Annotated in this window: 15 protein-coding genes and 1 tRNA gene; 12 read left to right on the top strand and 4 right to left on the bottom strand. The window is 67.7% G+C overall.

All coding sequences use genetic code 11. From position 1 onward, the window contains the following. The first annotated feature begins 178 nt into the window (after nucleotides 1–178). The 8 genes from infA (at nucleotide 179) to V2S85_RS13500 (ending at nucleotide 8,425) form a co-directional block, all read left to right on the top strand. On the top strand, nucleotides 179–430 hold the full coding sequence (gene infA / locus V2S85_RS13535) for a translation initiation factor IF-1 (protein ID WP_008832182.1): 252 nt from the start codon (nucleotides 179–181) through the stop codon (nucleotides 428–430). A gap of 16 nt (nucleotides 431–446) precedes the next feature. Further along, on the top strand, nucleotides 447–1,034 hold the full coding sequence (locus V2S85_RS13530; RefSeq protein WP_330703375.1) for a nucleoside triphosphate pyrophosphatase: 588 nt from the start codon (nucleotides 447–449) through the stop codon (nucleotides 1,032–1,034). Next, nucleotides 1,027–2,001, top strand: a complete 975-nt coding sequence (locus tag V2S85_RS13525) for a ribonuclease E/G (RefSeq protein WP_330703374.1) — start codon at nucleotides 1,027–1,029, stop codon at nucleotides 1,999–2,001. Before V2S85_RS13530 ends, V2S85_RS13525 begins: the two co-directional genes overlap by 8 nt. Continuing rightward, nucleotides 1,998–2,189 carry a DNA gyrase inhibitor YacG gene (locus V2S85_RS13520; protein WP_330703373.1) on the top strand — a complete coding sequence of 64 codons (192 nt, stop codon included), beginning with the start codon at nucleotides 1,998–2,000 and terminating at the stop codon, nucleotides 2,187–2,189. The genes V2S85_RS13525 and V2S85_RS13520 overlap by 4 nt, the downstream gene beginning before the upstream one ends. A 99-nt stretch (nucleotides 2,190–2,288) precedes the next feature. Beyond that, nucleotides 2,289–2,364: transfer RNA gene (locus V2S85_RS13515), tRNA-Phe, on the top strand. A gap of 187 nt (nucleotides 2,365–2,551) precedes the next feature. Then, on the top strand, nucleotides 2,552–3,778 hold the full coding sequence (locus V2S85_RS13510) for an efflux RND transporter periplasmic adaptor subunit (RefSeq protein WP_330703372.1): 1,227 nt from the start codon (nucleotides 2,552–2,554) through the stop codon (nucleotides 3,776–3,778). A 7-nt stretch (nucleotides 3,779–3,785) separates the two neighbouring features. Continuing rightward, entirely contained in the window at nucleotides 3,786–6,992 is a 3,207-nt protein-coding gene (locus tag V2S85_RS13505; RefSeq protein WP_330703371.1) for an efflux RND transporter permease subunit, read from the top strand. Further along, the gene (locus V2S85_RS13500; protein WP_330703370.1) at nucleotides 6,989–8,425 is read left to right on the top strand and encodes an efflux transporter outer membrane subunit; all 1,437 of its coding nucleotides are present in this window, start codon (nucleotides 6,989–6,991) and stop codon (nucleotides 8,423–8,425) included. The genes V2S85_RS13505 and V2S85_RS13500 overlap by 4 nt, the downstream gene beginning before the upstream one ends. Here the strand turns inward: V2S85_RS13500 and V2S85_RS13495 are convergent. The 3 genes from V2S85_RS13495 to V2S85_RS13485 form a co-directional block, all read right to left on the bottom strand. Next, the gene (locus V2S85_RS13495; protein ID WP_330703369.1) at nucleotides 8,416–9,459 is read right to left on the bottom strand and encodes a dihydrodipicolinate reductase; all 1,044 of its coding nucleotides are present in this window, start codon (nucleotides 9,457–9,459) and stop codon (nucleotides 8,416–8,418) included. The two genes, V2S85_RS13500 and V2S85_RS13495, sit on opposite strands and share 10 nt — an antisense overlap. Nucleotides 9,460–9,503: 44 nt before the next feature. Beyond that, nucleotides 9,504–11,735, bottom strand: a complete 2,232-nt coding sequence (locus tag V2S85_RS13490; RefSeq protein ID WP_330703368.1) for a TonB-dependent receptor — start codon at nucleotides 11,733–11,735, stop codon at nucleotides 9,504–9,506. Nucleotides 11,736–11,836: 101 nt separating this feature from the next. Further along, entirely contained in the window at nucleotides 11,837–13,504 is a 1,668-nt protein-coding gene (locus V2S85_RS13485; protein ID WP_330703367.1) for an MFS transporter, read from the bottom strand. 239 nt (nucleotides 13,505–13,743) lie between these two features. On the opposite strand from V2S85_RS13485, the gene V2S85_RS13480 reads away from it, so the two are divergent. Both V2S85_RS13480 and V2S85_RS13475 read left to right on the top strand, forming a co-directional pair. Continuing rightward, nucleotides 13,744–14,997, top strand: coding sequence for an acetyl-CoA C-acetyltransferase (locus V2S85_RS13480; RefSeq protein ID WP_330703366.1), 1,254 nt, complete (start codon nucleotides 13,744–13,746; stop codon nucleotides 14,995–14,997). Nucleotides 14,998–15,020: 23 nt separating this feature from the next. Continuing rightward, on the top strand, nucleotides 15,021–15,524 hold the full coding sequence (locus V2S85_RS13475; RefSeq protein WP_330703365.1) for a MarR family winged helix-turn-helix transcriptional regulator: 504 nt from the start codon (nucleotides 15,021–15,023) through the stop codon (nucleotides 15,522–15,524). 113 nt (nucleotides 15,525–15,637) lie between these two features. On the opposite strand, the gene V2S85_RS13470 is transcribed toward V2S85_RS13475, so the two are convergent. Then, the gene (locus V2S85_RS13470; protein WP_330703364.1) at nucleotides 15,638–15,949 is read right to left on the bottom strand and encodes a hypothetical protein; all 312 of its coding nucleotides are present in this window, start codon (nucleotides 15,947–15,949) and stop codon (nucleotides 15,638–15,640) included. A gap of 324 nt (nucleotides 15,950–16,273) precedes the next feature. Here V2S85_RS13470 and V2S85_RS13465 point away from each other — a divergent pair, with 324 nt between their 5' ends. Both V2S85_RS13465 and V2S85_RS13460 read left to right on the top strand, forming a co-directional pair. Next, complete coding sequence (locus V2S85_RS13465) at nucleotides 16,274–17,503, top strand: CoA transferase (protein WP_330703363.1); 1,230 nt, start codon at nucleotides 16,274–16,276, stop codon at nucleotides 17,501–17,503. A 47-nt stretch (nucleotides 17,504–17,550) separates the two neighbouring features. Then, nucleotides 17,551–17,841: a hypothetical protein gene (locus tag V2S85_RS13460; RefSeq protein WP_330703362.1), complete on the top strand. Its 291-nt coding sequence runs from the start codon at nucleotides 17,551–17,553 to the stop codon at nucleotides 17,839–17,841. Nucleotide 17,842 lies beyond the last annotated feature (1 nt).

Raw genomic sequence — 17,842 nt, 5'->3', positions numbered from 1 at the left:
CATTTTGTCGCAATCGTCTTGCGCGACGATGAACCGGCGGCGCGGTCCGCATCGGAGCCATCCGCTGCGGCTTTCCCGCCGCAGCGGATGCAAAAACGCGCGCAAGGCTTCCATTTTCGCTGAGTCGTGGCTATGTCGCGCCGCGATGACACACCAGAACAACGGATATTGATCGCCAATGGCGAAAGAAGAACTCCTCGAAATGCGCGGCCGCGTGGTCGAACTGCTCCCCAATGCGATGTTCCGCGTCGAGCTGGAGAACGGCCACGAGATCCTCGGGCACACGGCAGGCAAGATGCGCAAGAACCGCATCCGCGTGCTGGTCGGCGACGAAGTGCTCTGCGAGCTGACCCCTTACGACCTCACCAAGGGTCGCATCACCTACCGCTTCATGCCGGGCCGTGGCGGCCCCGGCCAGTTCGGGTCCTGACCTGAACCGCGTTGACATGCCGGCGGGGCAGGCTGCCCCCCGGCTCGTTCTCGCTTCCGCCAGCCCCCGCCGCCGCGAACTGCTCTCCCGCATCGGGATGAGCGACTTCACGGTGGAAGCTGCCGACATCGACGAAACCCCCGCCCCCCGCGAAGTGCCGCGCGACTATGCCCGGCGCATGGCCCGGGAAAAGGCGCTCGCGCTTCCCCCCGGCGACGCTTTCGTGCTGGCAGGCGACACCGTCGTCGCCTGCGGCCGCCGCGTGCTCCCCAAGGCCGAGGACGAGGCGACCGCGCGCGAATGCCTCGCGCTGCTGTCCGGCCGGCGGCACCGCGTGCTCTCCGCCGTCGCCCTGCGCGCGCCCGGCGGCGCGATCGGCGAACGACTCAGCGAAACCATCGTGCGCTTCAAGCAGCTCTCGAAGGACGAGGTCGAAGCCTACATCGCCGGCGGCGAATGGGAGGGCAAGGCCGGCGGCTACGCCATCCAGGGCAGCGCCGAGGGACTGATCGCGTGGATTTCGGGCAGCCATTCGGGCGTCGTCGGGCTTCCCCTGTTCGAAACGCGCGCGCTGCTGCGCGGCGCCGGGTTTCCCCTTGGCTGAATGGCTGATCGAGGACGGGATCGGCGAGACCCGCGCGATCCTCGTCGAGAACGGCCACCTCCTCGCCGCCCGGCTCGACTGGCCGGGACGGCTGGCCGCCGGTGAAATCGCCGACGCGGTGCTGGTGTCACGCCGTGCGGGCGCCTCGCGCGGCATCGTCCGCTTCGATTCCGGCGAGGAAGCGCTCGTCGACGGCCTTGCCAGGTCGGCCAGCGAGGGCGCGCGCCAGCGGGTGATCGTCACCCGCGCCGCGATCGCGGAAACCGGTCGGCACAAGCTGGCGCAGACCCGCGCCAGCGATCTGCCGCCCCGCCCGGCCCCGACACTCGCCCAGGCGCTGCGCGGCGACGGCCTGCCGGTCAGGACGGTCCGGCGCTTTCCCGAAGACCCCTGGCCCGAGATCATCGCCGAGGCGTTCGACGGCGTGATCGCCTTCGACGGCGGCTCCCTCGTCGTCTCGCCCACCCCGGCGATGACGCTGATCGACATCGACGGCGCCCTGCCCCTCGCCGCACTGGCGCTCGCCGCCGTGCCCGCGATCGCCGAGGCCGTGGGGCGGCTCGACCTTGCTGGCGCGATCGGCATCGACTTCCCCTCGCTGGAACGCAAGGACGATCGCCGCGCGGTGGACGAAGCGCTGGCGAGCGCGCTCGACCACTGGCCCCACCAGCGTACCGCGATGAACGGGTTCGGGTTCGTCCAGCTCGTCGCGCGGCTGGAACGTCCCTCCATCCCCCAGCGTGTGCGCGGTGCTCCCGCTGCCGCCGCGGCGCGGCTGCTGCTGCGCAGCGCCGAGGACGTCGCCGAGCCCGGCGCCTTGCTGCTCACCGCGCATCCCGCCGTGCGCACGGCAACCACGCAGCCGTGGCTCGATGCGCTCGCACGGCGCACCGGCCGGGTGATCCGCTGGCACGAGGACCGCACGCTTGCACTGGCCGCCGGATTCGCGCAGGCGGTGCCGCTATGACCCTCTCCGAACGCAAATGCCCCATCTGCCGCAAGCCGCGCGTCGCCGAGCACGCGCCGTTCTGCTCCAAGCGCTGCCGTGACCGCGACCTGCTGCAGTGGCTAGACGACGGCTACGCCCTGCCCGGCCAGCCCCACGATCCCGAGGACTTTGCGGGCGAGGCGAAAAACAATCCACAGGACGATTGAAGTTTCTTCGTCATTTAGGGGTTGCCAAGGTCGGCGACCTTCTTCATAGGCCCGCCCACACCGCTCGCCGGTCTCTTCGGAGGCCGCCGCCGAACGGCTGCCCGAGTAGCTCAGTTGGTAGAGCATGCGACTGAAAATCGCAGTGTCGGTGGTTCGAATCCGCCCTCGGGCACCATTTCCTTCCGGTGCAGATATCCGAAATCAATTCCCCTCTGGGAACATACGCAGGTTTCCGGCAAATCCCGCGTGCGTCGCGGATCAGATTGACCTTTAGTCGCAAATTGTCGCACCTGCGAAATGGACGCTTGCAGCGATGCCGCTTTGCTGAATAGGACAAGGCGATATCCAATAAGGCGTGCGAATTGACCACCTCCCCCCTGAAAGTCTTCCGCCGCCCGATCGGTTGGCGCTGGCCGCTCCTGCTCGTTGCAGGGGCGTCGCTTGCCGCCTGTTCCGGCGAATCGTCGAAAAGCGCGCAGCAGCACGATGCCGAGGTCGGCTATATCGTCGCCCAGACCAGCAGCGTTCCGCTCGCCGCGACGCTGAGCGGCCGCACCGTCGCTTTCGAGACCTCGGAGGTTCGGCCCCAGGTCACCGGTGTCATCAAGCGCCGCTTCTTCACCGAGGGCAGCACGGTCAAGGCCGGTCAACCGCTATTCGAGATCGACCCCAGCCTCTACCGCGCGGCGGTCAACCAGGCCCAGGCCAACCTCTCCAGCGCCCGCGCCACGGCTGATGCGGCGTCGGTCAAGGCGGAGCGCTATCGCCCGCTCGCCGACATGGAAGCGATCGCCAAGCAGGACTATACCGACGCGCTGGCGGAATCGCGCACGGCCAGGGCCTCCATCGCCCAGAACGCCGCCGCGCTCGATACCGCGAAGATCAACTTGCGCTTCACCACCGTGCCCGCGCCGATCAGCGGCAGGATCGGCCGCCAGCTGTTCACCGTCGGCGCGCTCGTCAGCGCCAGCCAGACCGACCCGCTCGCGGTGATCCAGCGCATGGACCCGATCTATGTCGACATGCAGCAGTCGGCTGCCGAAGTGACCGCGCTGCGCCGCCGGCTCGCCGAAGGCGGCGTCACGCCGGGCAGCACCCAGGTCCACCTCCAGATGGACGACGGCAGCCGCTATCCGCAGGCCGGGACCGTGCAGTTCTCCGAAGTCACCGTGGACCAGACCACCGGCACCGTCACGCTGCGCGCGCGCTTCCCGAACCCGGACGGCATGCTGCTGCCCGGCATGTTCGTGACCGCCATGTTCGACCAGGCGTCCGACCCCAACGCGATCCTGATCCCGCAAGCTGCCGTGCAGCGCGATTTCGACGGCAGCGCCTATGTCATGCTGGTGGGCGCGGACAACAAGGCGGTGCGCCGCAAGGTCATCTCCGAGCGGACCTACCAGGAGTTCTCGGTCGTCACCGGCGGCCTCAAGAAGGGCGAGAAGGTCATCATCCAGGGCCTCAACGGCCTGCGCCAGGGCGCCGCCATCAAGCCGGTAGCGAGCACCGTGCCGCAGAAGGTGGCACCGCACAAGGAAGGCGGCGAAGGCCAGTCCGGACACGCCTCCGGCTCGGCCAAGGGCGGCTGAGCCCGGCATGTCACGCATCTTCATCGACCGACCGATCTTCGCCTGGGTTCTGGCGATCATCGTGATGCTCACGGGGCTGGGCGCGCTCAACTTCCTGCCCAACGAGCAGTACCCGGACATCGCGCCAACCCAGGTCAACATCCGCGCCACCTACCAGGGCGCCTCGGCCCAGACGATCGAGAACTCGGTGACGCAGATCATCGAGCAACAGCTCACCGGCGTCGACGGGCTGCTGTACTTCAGCTCGGAATCGAGCAACCGCGGGCAGGCGACGATCAGCGTGGTCTTCGCCAAGGGCACCGACCCCGACATCGCCCAGGTGCAGGTCCAGAACAAGGTCCAGTCCGCCCTGCCGCGCCTGCCGCAGACGGTGCAGGCGCGCGGCGTCACCGTGACCAAGTCCAACCCCGACCAGCTGCTGCTGGTGGCGGTCTACGACGAGACCGACACGCGTTCGAACCAGGACGTGTCCGACTACCTCGCCTCCAACATCCAGGATCCGCTCTCCCGCGTCGAAGGCGTCGGCGACGTCAACGTGTTCGGTGCGCCGCACGCGATGCGCATCTGGCTCGACCCGCGCAAGCTGGCCGCCGTGGCGCTGATGCCCAGCGACGTGACCTCCGCGATCACCGCGCAGAACACCGAAGTCGCGGCGGGCGAGATCGGCGGCATGCCGGCGGTCGACAACCAGGCGATCAACGCCGTCGTCACTGCCGGATCGCGCCTGCAGACCGCAGACCAGTTCCGCCAGATCGTCCTCAAGACCAATCCCGATGGATCGACCGTCACCATCGGCGACGTCGCGCGCGTCGAGATCGGCGCCGACAGCTACACCACCGTCAGCCGCGTCAACGCCCACCCCGGCGCGGGCATCTCGATCTCGCTGGCGCCCGGCGCCGACGCGCTGCGCACCGCGGAGGCGGTCAAGGCGAAGATGGAGGCGCTCTCGGCCGAGATGCCCGACGGCCTGAAGTACATCTACGGCAGCGATTCCACGACGTTCATCAAGCTCTCGGTCGAGGAAGTCGAGAAGGCGCTGTTCGAGGCGATCGTGCTCGTCGTCATCGTGATGTTCGTGTTCCTGCAGAGCTGGCGCGCCACGCTGATCCCGGCGATCGCGGTGCCCGTCGTGCTGTTGGGCACCTTCGCGGTGTTCTACCTGATGGATTTCTCGATCAACACGATGACGCTGTTCGGCCTCGTGCTGGCGATCGGCCTGCTGGTGGACGATGCCATCGTCGTGGTCGAGAACGTCGAGCGCCTGCTGGAAGAAAACCCCGGCATGTCCCCGCGCGAGGCGACCATCAAGTCGATGGAGGAGATCCAGATCGCGCTGGTCGCCATCGCCCTGGTGCTTTCGGCGGTGTTCCTGCCGATGGCGTTCTTCGGCGGCTCGACCGGCGTGATCTACCGCCAGTTCTCGCTGACGATCGTGACGGCGATGGTGCTCTCGGTGCTGGTGGCGCTGATCCTCAGCCCGGCGCTGACCGCGACGCTGCTCAAGGCCAAGAAGCCGCACGGGGAGGAAGGCCACGAGCCGACCTTCATCGAGCGCCGCCTGCCCTGGCTGGCGCGCGGCTGGGAGAAGTTCCACACCTGGTTCAACCGCAGCTTCGAGCGCACCACCGATGCCTACGTGCGCAAGGTGCAGGTCGTCGTCGCGCACAAGTGGCGCTGGCTGGCACTGTTCGTGGTGACCTGCGCGGGCACTTTCTGGCTGTTCCAGCGGTTGCCCACCGGGTTCCTGCCCAACGAGGACCAGGGCAACATCATGGTCCAGTGGCGCCTCCCCGCCGGTACCCCGCGTGCCCGCACCGAGGAAGTGCAGCGCGCCGTCGAGAGCTATTTCACGACCTACGAGAAGCATAACGTCTCGGGCATGTTCTCGGTCACCGGCGGTGGCCAGGGCGCGTCCGGCCAGAACAGCGGACAGGCCTACATCAACCTGACCGACTGGTCGCAGCGCGAGGGCGCCGAGAATGGCGCGCAGGCGATCGTCAAGCGCGCCAGCGCCGCGTTCAAGGGCTTGCGCAATGCGCAGGTCTTCGTGCTGGTGCCCGGCGCCGTGCGCGGCCTCGGCAATTCCTCGGGCTTCACCATGGAACTGCAGAACGCCAGCGGCCTTTCGGCGGACCAGTTCACCGCCGCGCGCGAGAAGCTGCTCGCCGCCGCCACGCAGAACCCGGAGCTGTCGACGGTGCGCCTGAGCAGCCTGCCCGACGTCTCGACCCTCAAGATCGACACCAACACGCGCGCCCTGACCGCCTATGGCCTGACCCCGGCCAACGTGAATGCGACGCTCTCGACCGCCTGGGGCGGTACTTACGTCAACGACTTCATCGACAAGGGCCGCGTCAAGCGCGTCTACGTGCAGGGCGACGCGCAGTTCCGCTCGCGGCCCGAAGACCTTGCCCAGTGGTTCGTGCGCGGCACGGACGGGCAGATGGCGCCGTTCTCCGCGTTCTCCTCGGTCGGCTGGTCGACCGCGCCGAGTTCGACCTCGCGCTTCAACGGCCTGCCGGCCTACGAATTCTCGGGCGAGGCGGGTTCGGGCATCAGTTCGGGCACGGCCATGAACGTCATGGAGCAACTCGCGTCCGAGATCCCCGGCGTCAGCGTCGCCTGGGCGGGTTCGTCCTATCAGGAGCGGCTGTCCTCGGGCCAGGGGCCGATCCTCTATGCGCTCTCGCTGCTGGTGGTGTTCCTGTGCCTGGCCGCGCTCTACGAGAGCTGGTCGATCCCGGTGGCGGTGATCCTGGTCATTCCGCTCGGCCTGCTCGGGGCGATCGCCTTCGTGACGCTGCGCGGGCTGGAGAACGACGTCTACCTGCAGATCGGCCTACTCACCACGATGGGCCTCGCGGCGAAGAACGCGATCCTCATGATCGAGTTCGCCGAACAGGCGGAACGCCAGGGCAAGCGCGTCATCGACGCCGCACTCGAAGCCGCGAAGATCCGCCTGCGCCCGATCCTGATGACCAGCTTCGCGTTCATCTTCGGCGTGCTGCCGCTGGCGATCGCGACCGGTGCCGGCGCCAACAGCCGCGTCGCCATCGGCACCGCCGTGGTCGGCGGCATGCTGACCGCGACGCTGCTGGCGATCTTCTACATTCCGCTGTTCTTCGTGCTGGTCCGGCGCGGCGTGCGCGAGGGCCTCGCCCTCGCCCGCGAGAAGCTGCGCGAACGGCAGGGCCGCGCGGGAGACCCGGCATGAAGCGCGTGAACCCCCGGCTGCTGTCCGGAATGCTGCCTGCCCTGGCGCTCGGCGCCTGCTCGCTGGCCCCGCGCTACGTGCAGCCGGAGCTGCCGGTTCCGGCGTCGTGGCCGGCCGGCGATGCCTATCTGGCGCAAAGCGAGGCGGCGCTGCCGGCGGTCTCCTACAAGGACGTGTTCCGCGATCCGCGCCTGCAGGCGCTCGTCGAACAGGCGCTGGCCAACAACCGCGACTTGCGGGTGGCGGCGGCCAACGTCGCGGCGGCGCGGGCGCAAGTGCGGGTGACGCGGGCGAACCAGTTCCCGGCGGTCGCCGTCAGCGGCTCTGCCACCGATACCGAGACCGGCGGCGGCTTCGGCCAGAACGGCATGAGCTATGCGCTGCAGGGCGGGATCTCCAGCTTCGAGCTGGACCTGTTCGGCAAGCTCGCCAATGCCACCCGGTCCGACCGCGACACCGCCCTCGCCACCGAAGCCGCCGGGCGCACGGTACGCCTCGGCCTCGTCGCCGACCTTGCGCTCGCCTGGGCGACCTACGCGGCGGACAACGACCTGCTGCGGACCGCGCAGGCCACCGCCACCAATGCCAGGGACAGCGTCCGCCTCTCCTCCGCGCGCCTGAAGGGCGGCGTCGCCGCACGAACCGAGCTGCGCCAGGCCGAGCAGGTGCTGGAGACCGCCAACGGCGATGTCGCCGCCCAGACCGCCGCGCTGGCGCAGGACGTCAACGCCATCCGCCTGCTGGTCGGCGCCGAATTCGACCGCGCGCTGCTGCCGGCAGGGATCGACGAGGTCAACGCCGGGCTGGCCGAAGTGCCGGCCGGAACCTCCACGCAAGTGCTGCTGCGCCGCCCGGACGTGGTCCAGGCCGAGTACCAGCTGCGCGCCGCCAATGCCGACATCGGCGTCGCGCGGGCACAGCTGTTCCCCTCGATCTCGCTCAGCGCGCTGATCGGGTTCGCCAGCCAGTCGCTGTCGGGACTGTTCGACGCCGCTTCGCGCACGACGACCCTCGGCGCCGACGGCAGCTGGTCGGTGTTCAACGCCGGCGGGCGCAAGGCCAACGTCGAAGTCACCAGGGCCCAGCGCGATGCCGCGTTGGCGACCTACGAGAAGGCGATCCAGACCGCGTTCCAGGAAACCGCCGACGCCCTCGCCAACCAGGGTACGCTGGCCGAGCGACTGCGCGCGGCGAAGGCCTTCACGGTGGCCGCGCAGGATAGCGCCACGCTCACCGAGGCGACTTATCGGCGCGGGATCGTCGGCTCGCTCGACAACCTCGACGCCCAGCGCAGCCTCTATTCGGCGCGGCAGGCGGAGATCGCGGTCCGGCTCGCCCTCGCCAGCAACCGGATCACGCTCTACCGCGTGCTCGGCGGCGATCAGGCGACGGCAACCCCCGCGCCCGCCGCCGCAGGCCCCGCTCAGCCGTAGAGCGGGACGATCTGCGGCAGTTCGACGGTGGTGCGGATGCCCGGCGCGGCGGCGCAGACGGCGGGAACGGCGTTGACGGGACGGTGCGCGGTCAGCCCCGGCGTATAGGCGGCATAGTCTGCCTCGGCGACGGGAAAGTGGATGTCCACGGTCACCGGCGTGTCGCCCTCGGTGGCGAGGCGCCAGCCGGAATCGCGCAGCGCCCAGTCATGCTCGATGTCGGTGGTGACGTACCAGTTGGCGCGAAAGCGCAGGATCGCTCGCCCCTGATGCTTGCAGGTGATGGTGGTGCGCATGGCGCCGACGGTGCCGGCGGGGACCGTGCCAGCGGCGATCTCCAGATCCCGGCGCGTGGCCGAGAGTTCGCCGACGGCCTCGATGTCGTCGCAGGGCAGCCCGATCGCCTCGGCCACTTGCGAAAGGGAACTGCCGAAGTCGCCCTTGAGGTGCTCGGCGCGGCGCTGGTCGAATGGGCCCATCGGCGCCCCGAACCCCATGATGTTGAACAGCATGTCTGGCGAGTTGCGGCTCGAACAATCGGCGTATTCGTCGATCGTCAGCAGGCCATGCCCCCGCTGGAGCGACAATAGCGGAATCGCCAGCGCCTCGGTGACGAAGCCAGGGCTCGATCCGGTGGAATGGATCGAGGTACTCCCTTGCGCGCAGGCCTCCTCGATGCGCGCGCGCTTTTCGGAATCCATCCTCGGCGGGAAATGGAAGTCGCCGCGCGTGGTCACCACGTTCTTGCCGGACGCGAGCAAGGCGCACAGCGCGTCCCAGTCCGTCCCCTGCGGCATGAACAGGACGCAGTCGGCGTCGAGCGCGACGATCTCGTCGAGCGAGTTGGTCGCCTTCACGCCCGTCTCGGTCGGCAGCCCGCAAAGCTCGCCCGCGTCCCTGCCGACCTTCTCGGGCGAACTGACCCATAGCCCGACCAGTTCCATGCGGGGGTGCTCGATCACCATGCGCAGCGAACGACTGCCGATGTTGCCGGTCGCCCACTGCACGACGCGCCAGGTCTTCTGTTCGGTCATGACATTCTCCCCCGTTCCGGTGCCGCGAATTTCCGAACCGACTCTCAGAAGCTGACGCCCAGTTCGACACCGTAGGTGACCGGCTTGCTCCAGTTGGCGCCGATGCCGTAGCTGGAATACTGCGCCTGCGTCAGGTAGCGGCTGTTGGTGACGTTGTCGCCGAACACGGCGACGTGGAACTTCTCGTCCGGCGCGGTCCACTGCGCGCGCAGCGCCAGCGTTTCGTAGCCGCCCTGCCGGAACTGTACGCCCGAAGGTCCGAAGTAGAAGCTCGACGAGTAGAACAGGTTGCCCGACAGCGCGAGTTCGCCGCCGCCAAGCTGCGTCTCGTAGCGCGCGCCGAGGAATCCCGTGAACTCGGGCGTGCGCTGCATGGTCACGTTCTCCAGCGTCGTCGGCACGACCACGAAAGTCACGCCATTGGCGGCGCAGGTTTCGGCGGTGTCCTCGTCCAGCCCGGCGCAGCGCACGTACACCGGCGCATCGTTGAAGCGCTTGTAGCGCGCATGGACATAAGACGCGCCCGCGTTGAGCTGGAACGCCGGGGTAACCTGGTAATGCAGCGCCCCTTCCAGCCCGTAGATCTCCGAGGTCGCCGCATTGATGATCTCGGCCGTGCCGGTACGGTAGATCGAGACCTGCAGGTTCTTGTAGTCGTAGTAAAACGCCGCAGCCTCGAACGACAGGCCGCGTTGCTCGTACTTGAAGCCCACTTCGTAGGCGTTGATGTCCTCGGGCTGCACTTTGTTGCAGGTGTAGTTCGTATCGGGGATCTGGCACGAGCCGCCCACGTCCGAGATCGCCGCCTTGTAGCCCTTGGTGAACGAGGCATAGATGCTGGTCCGGTCGGTCGGCTTGTAGCGCAGCACGACACGCGGGGTCAGCTTGTTGTTCGAGATGTTCGGCACCGGCATCTCGGTGAGCAGGAACTGCTGGTTCCAATAGGCATCGACGATCTTGTCGATCGAATAGCGCGCGCCCGCCGTCAGGAAGACGCTAGGCGTGATCTCGTACGTGGCGTCGAGGAATGCCGCGTAGCTCTTCACCGTGGTGCTCGAACCGCCCAGGCGGATGCGCTGGGCCGGATCGTTGCCGGCGTTGTTGATGTAGGTGATGTAGGTGTCGCTGTTCTGGAAGTAGAACAGCCCGGCGGTCCACTGCAGCTTCGGACCGGCCTTGGAGGTCAGCAGCACTTCCTGGCTCCAGGTCTCGTTGAGATTGGGCAGGCCGAGCTGGAACAGGTCGAGCCCGGAATAGTCGAGATCCTGCGACATCACCGAGTTCTCGCTGCGGTACTGGCTGTACGAGGTCAGGTCGGCGAAACCGAGGTCCGCGCGGATCGTGCCCTGGACCACGTCGGTATTCGAGCGGAATACCTCGCCGACCGATCCGGTGGCGATGCGGTTCTTGGCGGTCGTGTACGTCCCCGGCACCCCGCCGAACGGTGCGCCGAGGCCGAAGTCCGAGGTGTCGAGACTGGAAGCCAGCATCGTCGAGGGATCGTCCACGTCGCCATGCTTGTAGCGCAGCAGCACGTCCACGGTGTCGGTCAGTTCGGCCTTGAGCCCAAGGCGCACCGACCAGCTCTCGTAGCCACCCACGCGCCGGTTGCCGTTCGAGATGTCGCGCTGCCAGCCGTCGCCCCGCCGGTACTGGCCCTCGATGCCGAGGGCGACGCGGTCGGAGATCACGTAGTTCGCGAAGCCCTCGGCCTTGGCCTCGTTGTAGCGGCCGTAGGTCAGCCGCCCCTCGAACGCATTGGCCGAAGTGGAGGGTTCGCGCGTGGTCACGAGGATGGCGCCGCCGGTGGTGTTGCGGCCGAACAGCGTGCCTTGCGGGCCTTTCAGCACCTGGATCGAATCCACGCTGATGAGGTCGAAATCGGCCGCCAGCGGGTTGGGCGAATAGAAACCGTCGATGTAGATGCCGACGTTGCCGCCACCGCCCGAGGTCGTCACCGCCGTGCCGATGCCGCGAATGGTGGGCTGGAAGAAGCCGCCCGCGAAGTCGAAGCGCAGCGCCGGGGTGACCTTGCCGATATCGGCGAGTTGCTGGACGCTGGCGGTCTTGAGAGCGTCGCCCGACAAGTTGGTGATCGAGATCGGCACATCGACCTGCGCCTCGGCACGGCGCTGCGCGGTGACGATGATCGCACCGCCATCGATGTCGCCGGTATCGCCCTGGGCCATCCCCTGCCCCGTATCCTGAGCAAAGGCCGTCAGCGGCGCCATTGCGGCAAGCGCGAATATGGACGCGCACGTCGTCGCGATCTTCATGAAATCCCTCCCATCTGCTTTTCACGCAGAGTGGCACGGGGAATCGACGCGATCCAGCGATCGACCGGACGCACGCCCCACATATCGCGCCAGCGGCGGATTCAGGTACCGGGGGTGATGTAGCCGATGGTTTCCTGGCGCGGATCGTAGGAATCGGCCTGCCATCGCACCGAGCCGAACGGCCGTTCCAGCCGGCGGCGCACACGGCGGCCATGGCGACTGCGATTGAACCCGTCGGCCTGCGCCTGGATATCGTAATCCCCCTGCGTGTACCGGCTTCGCATGCGCAGGTAATCTCCCCAGGTGGGACAGTGGTAGCGCTCGGTCCAGAGCGCCGGGTTCTCTATGTCGCGCGAGATCGTCCAGTCGAAGCCGCCGTTGCGCTTGCGCACCCGCTGCATCGCCGTCATCACCGCGTGGAACTCTCGCGCCAGATCGGGATCGACGTCGTACTCCACCTCGACCACCACCGGCCCGGAACGCAGCGTCAGCGGCAGGTTCGCGGCGGGTTCGTGGCCGATGTCGACCGTGTCCATGTCGGCCTCGGGATCCTTGCCGATCGGCAGCAGGAGGCCCAGGAATGCCGTCGCGCCCACCGCCACGCCCGAAGCCACCAGCGCGAAGGCGACGTCATGGTGCGCCGCGACCACGCCCCAGCCCCAGGCGCCGATGCCGATCCCGGCGGTGATTGCAGAAGAGAACAGCGACAGCGCCCGCGCCGTCACCCAGCGCGGCGCCGAAAGCTGGACGGTCACGTTCAGCATCGCGATCGTCAGGATGTTGCAGGCCCCCACGATCAGGAAGGCCAGACAACTGAGTACCAGCGAATGGCTGAACCCGATCGTCACCAGCGCGGCGCCGGTGCCGACAGCGAAAAGCCGCACCGCCCACTCGGTCGATATCGCCGCGCGGATCTGGCTGACGAACAGCGCGCCCGCCACCGCTCCCACGCCCTGCGCGCCGAGCAGGATTCCGAACGTCGCCGCATTCCCGCCGAGCAAGTCCTTGGCGATGAGCGGTGCCAGTGCCGAGGCCGTCGCGGTGCTCAGCCCGAAGCCGAGCACCCGCAGCAGCGCGGTGCGCACCGCCGGGGCGTGGAGCGCATAGCGGGCGCCGGTGACGATGGCACGGTCGATCCGCTCGGGCGGCAGGCGCGAGGGCACATGGCGGCGCCGCCAGAAGAAGAACGCGATCAGCAGCGGCAGGTAAAGCAGCGAGGTCATGCCGAACACCGCCCGGACGCCATAGACCACTACGATCAACCCGCCGAGCGCCGGCCCGAAGCTGCGCGCGACGTTGTAGCTGATCGTCCCCAGCGCCACGGCGGCGGGCAAGTGCGCGCGCGAGACCTGCTCCGGTATCGAGGCCTGCCACGAAGGCGAGAACAGCGCCACGCCGGCGCCGATCAGCACGCAAAACGCCAGCAGCAGCCAGGGCGTGGTCAGGCCGAGGAACGTGACCGCCGCCAGCACCGCCGCGCACACCGCGCTGCAGGCAAGGCCGGTGATGGCGATGCGGCGGCGATCGAACATGTCGGCGATGGCACCCGCCGGCAGCGTCACCAGCATCAGCGGCAACATCATCGCGCTCTGCACCAGCGCGACCATGCTCGGCGAACTGCTCAGCCGCGTCATCTCCCATTGCGCACCCACGCCCAGGAAGAGTTGCCCGAAGTTTGAGAACAGGCTCGCGGTCCAGATATTGCGGAACGTGCGTTCGCGAAGCGGTGCGAAGGCGCCGCCGGGCTGTTCCTCGTCCACGCTCGCCATGGCTGCTCGTCCCCCTGTCGTTATATCTGGCCATCGATCTTGAACGGCGGCAGCGCCGCGTCAAGCCGCCCATCGCGAAGACGATCCATTGACGCAAGGCCGCGCGATTCCGATATACTAACCATAGTCAGCAATCGCTGCGGCGATAGCACCCCCGCCCCAGATTGCAAATCGCCCGCCCCGCCCGCATCACGCGGGAAACCGCGCTTTGCCGCGCGATAAACGCGAGGAGACCTGTCTTGACCGAGGCCTATATCATCGACGCCGTGCGTACCCCGCGCGGGCTCGGCAAGATGGGCAAGGGCGCGCTCTCGCAGATGCATCCCGAGCATCTTTCGGCCACGGTCCTAGCCGCGCTCAGAGAGCGCAACGCCCTCGACACCGCCGACGTCGACGACGTCATCTGGGGCGTCTCGGCGGCGCTCGGCCTGCAGGCGGGCGACATCGGCCGCATGGCCGCGCTCGACGCCGGCTACGACGTGAAGGCCGGCGGCGTCACCCTCAACCGCTTCTGCGGATCGAGCCTGACCGCCACCAACCTCTCGGCCGCGATGATAAAGTCCGGCATGGCCGATCTCATGGTCGCGGGCGGCATGGACATGCTCTCCTACGCCAACATGTACGGGATGAAGATGCGCGAGGCCGGCGTCGGCAGCGCCGGCATGGGCGCCGGCAACCCCCGCCTGCAGGCGAAGCACCCGCAGTCGAACCAGGGCGTCTGCGCCGATGCCATCGCCGCGATGGAAGGCATCACCCGCGCGGAACTGGAGGCGCTCGGCGTCGAGAGCCAGCGCCGCGCCGCCATCGCCATCGCCGAAGGCCGCTTCGACAAATCCACCATCGTCGTGAAGGACGACGAGGGCAACGTGATCCTCGACCACGAGGAATATCCCCGGCCCGAAACCACGGCGGAGAGCCTCGCCCAGCTCAAGCCCGCCTTCGAGATGTTCCTGAACATGCCCTCGACACCCGGCGGCAGGACTTACGGCGAACTCATCACGCAGGTCTATCCGGACGTCGAGATCACGCCGATCCACCATGTCGGCATCTCCTCGGGCGTGGTCGACGGTGCCTCGGCGATCCTGCTGGCCTCGAAGGACTATGCGGACGCCCATGGCCTCAAGCCCCGTGCGCGCATCGTCGCCATGGCCGAGACCGGCGACTGCCCCACCCTCATGCTCAACGGCCCGGTGCCCTCCGCGCGCAAGGTTCTCGCCAAGGCGGGGCTGACCACCGGGGACATCGACGTCTTCGAAGTGAACGAGGCCTTCGCCGTGGTCGTCGAGAAGTTCATCCGCGACCTTGACCTCGACCGCGCCAGGGTCAATCCCAATGGCGGGTCGATCGCGCTCGGCCACCCGATCGGCGGCACCGGGGCCATGCTGATCGGCACCGCGCTCGACGAACTCGAACGCATCGGCGGGCGTTATGCCCTCATCACGATGTGCGCGGCGGGCGGCATGGCCCCCGCCATCATCATCGAACGCGTCTGACGGCGCGCAACATGGAGCAGTTAGTGGCGACAGAAGCGGGCCAGGAACGAACCGACGACAAGCCGGCCGGAACGATCAACGACCCGTTCATGATGCGCGACGAAAGTCCCAGGCGCCAGGTCGGCCTGCGCATGACGATCGTTTCGCGACTGCAGCGCAACAACTTCGACCGCAAGGTTGCCGCGCTCAACGTCACCCGCTCGCAGTGGGCGATGATCGCGATCGTCGCGCGCTATCCCGGCTCGACCCAGCGCACCGTCGCCGAGTATCTCGAGATGTCGGAGGCTTCGGCGGGCCGCCTGATCGACCGCCTCTGCGCCGACGGCCTGCTCGAACGCCGCGACCGCCGCGACGATCGGCGTGCCCGCGCGGTCTACCTGACCGAACAGGCACGTCCCCTGCTCGACCAGCTCGGCGCCATCGCCAGCGAGAGCGAGCAGAAGATGTTCGCCGGCTTTTCGGAAGGCGAGGTCGACATGCTGCTCGATTTCATGACGCGCATCTACGAGAACGTCAGCCGGGGCTGAACCGCCGGCACGCCGCGCCGATCTGCCCGGCCGCAAAAAGACCCGGCCGCAAAAAGAAAAGAGGGCGACGCCATCCGGCGCCGCCCTCTTCTTCTTGAGAGTATCGGCAGAACTCACTTCGCGGCAGCAAGTTCCTTCTTCGACAGCGAGGTGGTGACCTTTCCGCCGACGTCGCTGAGGCTCGAGGCCGGAACGGTGACGAGGCGGCCGTTGAGGATCACCTGCGGGTTACCCTCGGCGCTGACGCGGTAGATCGAGGCGACGCGGAAACCGTCGGCGGCGTAGAGCATCTTGCCGGCGTTCAGCGCGACCGGAGCGGCGGCAGTTTCCTCGGTGGCTTCGCGGACCTGGGTGGTCTCTGCGAAGGCGGCGACCGGGGCCGACGCGACGGTGGCGAGAGCGACGAGCGTGACGAACTTCTTCATGGCGTTTCTCCGAAAACTGCGAACCCCTAAGGCTCGGGCTGATTTACTTACTAAGCTGGGTTAGTATTTTTTGAACACCCGGTCAAATGCAAATTATGCATCTTTAAAGGCACTTTCGGCAACATCATCGCCTCGGCGGCATTCGCCTGCGCACGGCGCTCCCGCAGTTCTGGAAGCGCTGGAAAAGCAGGTATCTACGGGCATGATCGTCCGCACGATGGGCCACCCGGTTGATCCATCCCGGCTTTGCGCGCACACCGGATCGACAGGTGCAAACGGCGGAAAACCGGGCGCCGGACAGAAAATCACAGGGATTGGCAGCAGATGTCGACAAAGGTCATGCAGGGCGTGCGCGTCCTCGAAGTCGCGCAGTTCACCTTCACTCCCGCAGCCGGCGCGGTGCTGGCCGACTGGGGCGCCGACGTCATCAAGATCGAGCATCCGGTCCGCGGAGACACCCAGCGCGGCTTTCTCAACATGGGCGGCGTCACCCTCGACCCGCTGCGCCACACGCTGTTCGAACACCCCAATCGCGGCAAGCGCAGCGTCGGCATCGACCTGTCCACGCCCGAGGGCCAGGACGTGCTCTACGAACTGGCGAAGCAGTGCGACGTGTTCCTGACCAACTACCTCCCGCAGGTGCGCCAGAAGAACAAGTTCGACGTCGAGCACATCCGCGCCGCCAACCCGAACATCATCTACGCGCGCGGCTCGGCGCTCGGCAACAAGGGCCCCGAGCGCGAGGTCGGCGGCTTCGACGGCACCTGCTTCTGGTCGCGCAGCGGCATCGCCTATTCGATGACTCCCGAGGAACTGCCCGGCCCGATCTCGCAGGGGATCCCCGCATTCGGCGATTCGATCGGCGGCATGTTCATCGCCGGCGGCATCTCCGCTGCCCTCTTCCACCGCGAGAAGACCGGCGAGGCCGTGGAACTCGACGTCTCGCTGCTGAGCGCCGCCGCCTGGGCCTCGGGCGCGGTGATCGCCCAGGTCGCGGAGACCGGCATACTCACGCGCAACCCGATGCCCGGCTCGGGCGGCGCTGCGCGCAATCCGTTCATGGGCAATTACCAGACCAGCGACAACGGCACGATCAACCTCTGCACGATCTCGCCCACCGGCCATATCCGCAGCCTGTTCGAGCACATCGGCGTGCCGGAGGCGGCGGACGATCCGCGCTTCAGCGAACCGCGCGCGCTGTTCGAGAACGCCGGTGCCGCCAGCGATATCCTGATGAAGGCGTTCGCCTCGCAGCCGTTCGAATACTGGCGCCAGCACCTCAAGACCTTCTCCGGCCAGTGGGCGCCGATCCAGAGCTTCCACGAACTGCTGACCGACGAGCAGGCGCTCGCCAACGACATGATCGTCGAAGTCGAGGGGGCCGACGGCGGCGCGCCGCTCAAGCTGGTGCGCGGCCCGGTGCAGTGGAACGGCGAGGCGGTGGAAACCACCCGCTCGCCGCAGGCCTCCGAACACACCGAGATCGTGCTCATGGAAATGGGCGTGGAATGGGACCGGATCGAGGAATGGAAGGCCAGCGGCGCGATCGCCTGAGCGCTCATCCGAACAAGACGCATGCAAGAGAGGACAAGGAACCCGAAATGAAGCCCGGAACCCGCCTGAAGAGCGCCGCCTGCGACACCGAGGTCATGGTGATCCGCGCCGCCGATGGCCAGATCGAATGCGGCGGTGCGCCGATGGGCGAGGCCAAGCCCGCCGATCCCGCCCCCCTCGCCGCCGACTTCTCGGCCGGCACGCTGATGGGCAAGCGCTACGTCGATACCGACGGCAAGTACGAACTGCTCTGCGTGAAGCCCGGCAAGGGCTCGCTCGCGGTCGACGGGCAGGCGCTCGTCGTCAAGGACGCCAAGCCGCTTCCCGCCTCGGACTGAC

The sequence above is a fragment of the Novosphingobium resinovorum genome (assembly GCF_036352595.1).
Lineage (GTDB): Bacteria > Pseudomonadota > Alphaproteobacteria > Sphingomonadales > Sphingomonadaceae > Novosphingobium > Novosphingobium resinovorum_B.
This window is presented reverse-complemented; position numbering and strand designations above follow the sequence as displayed.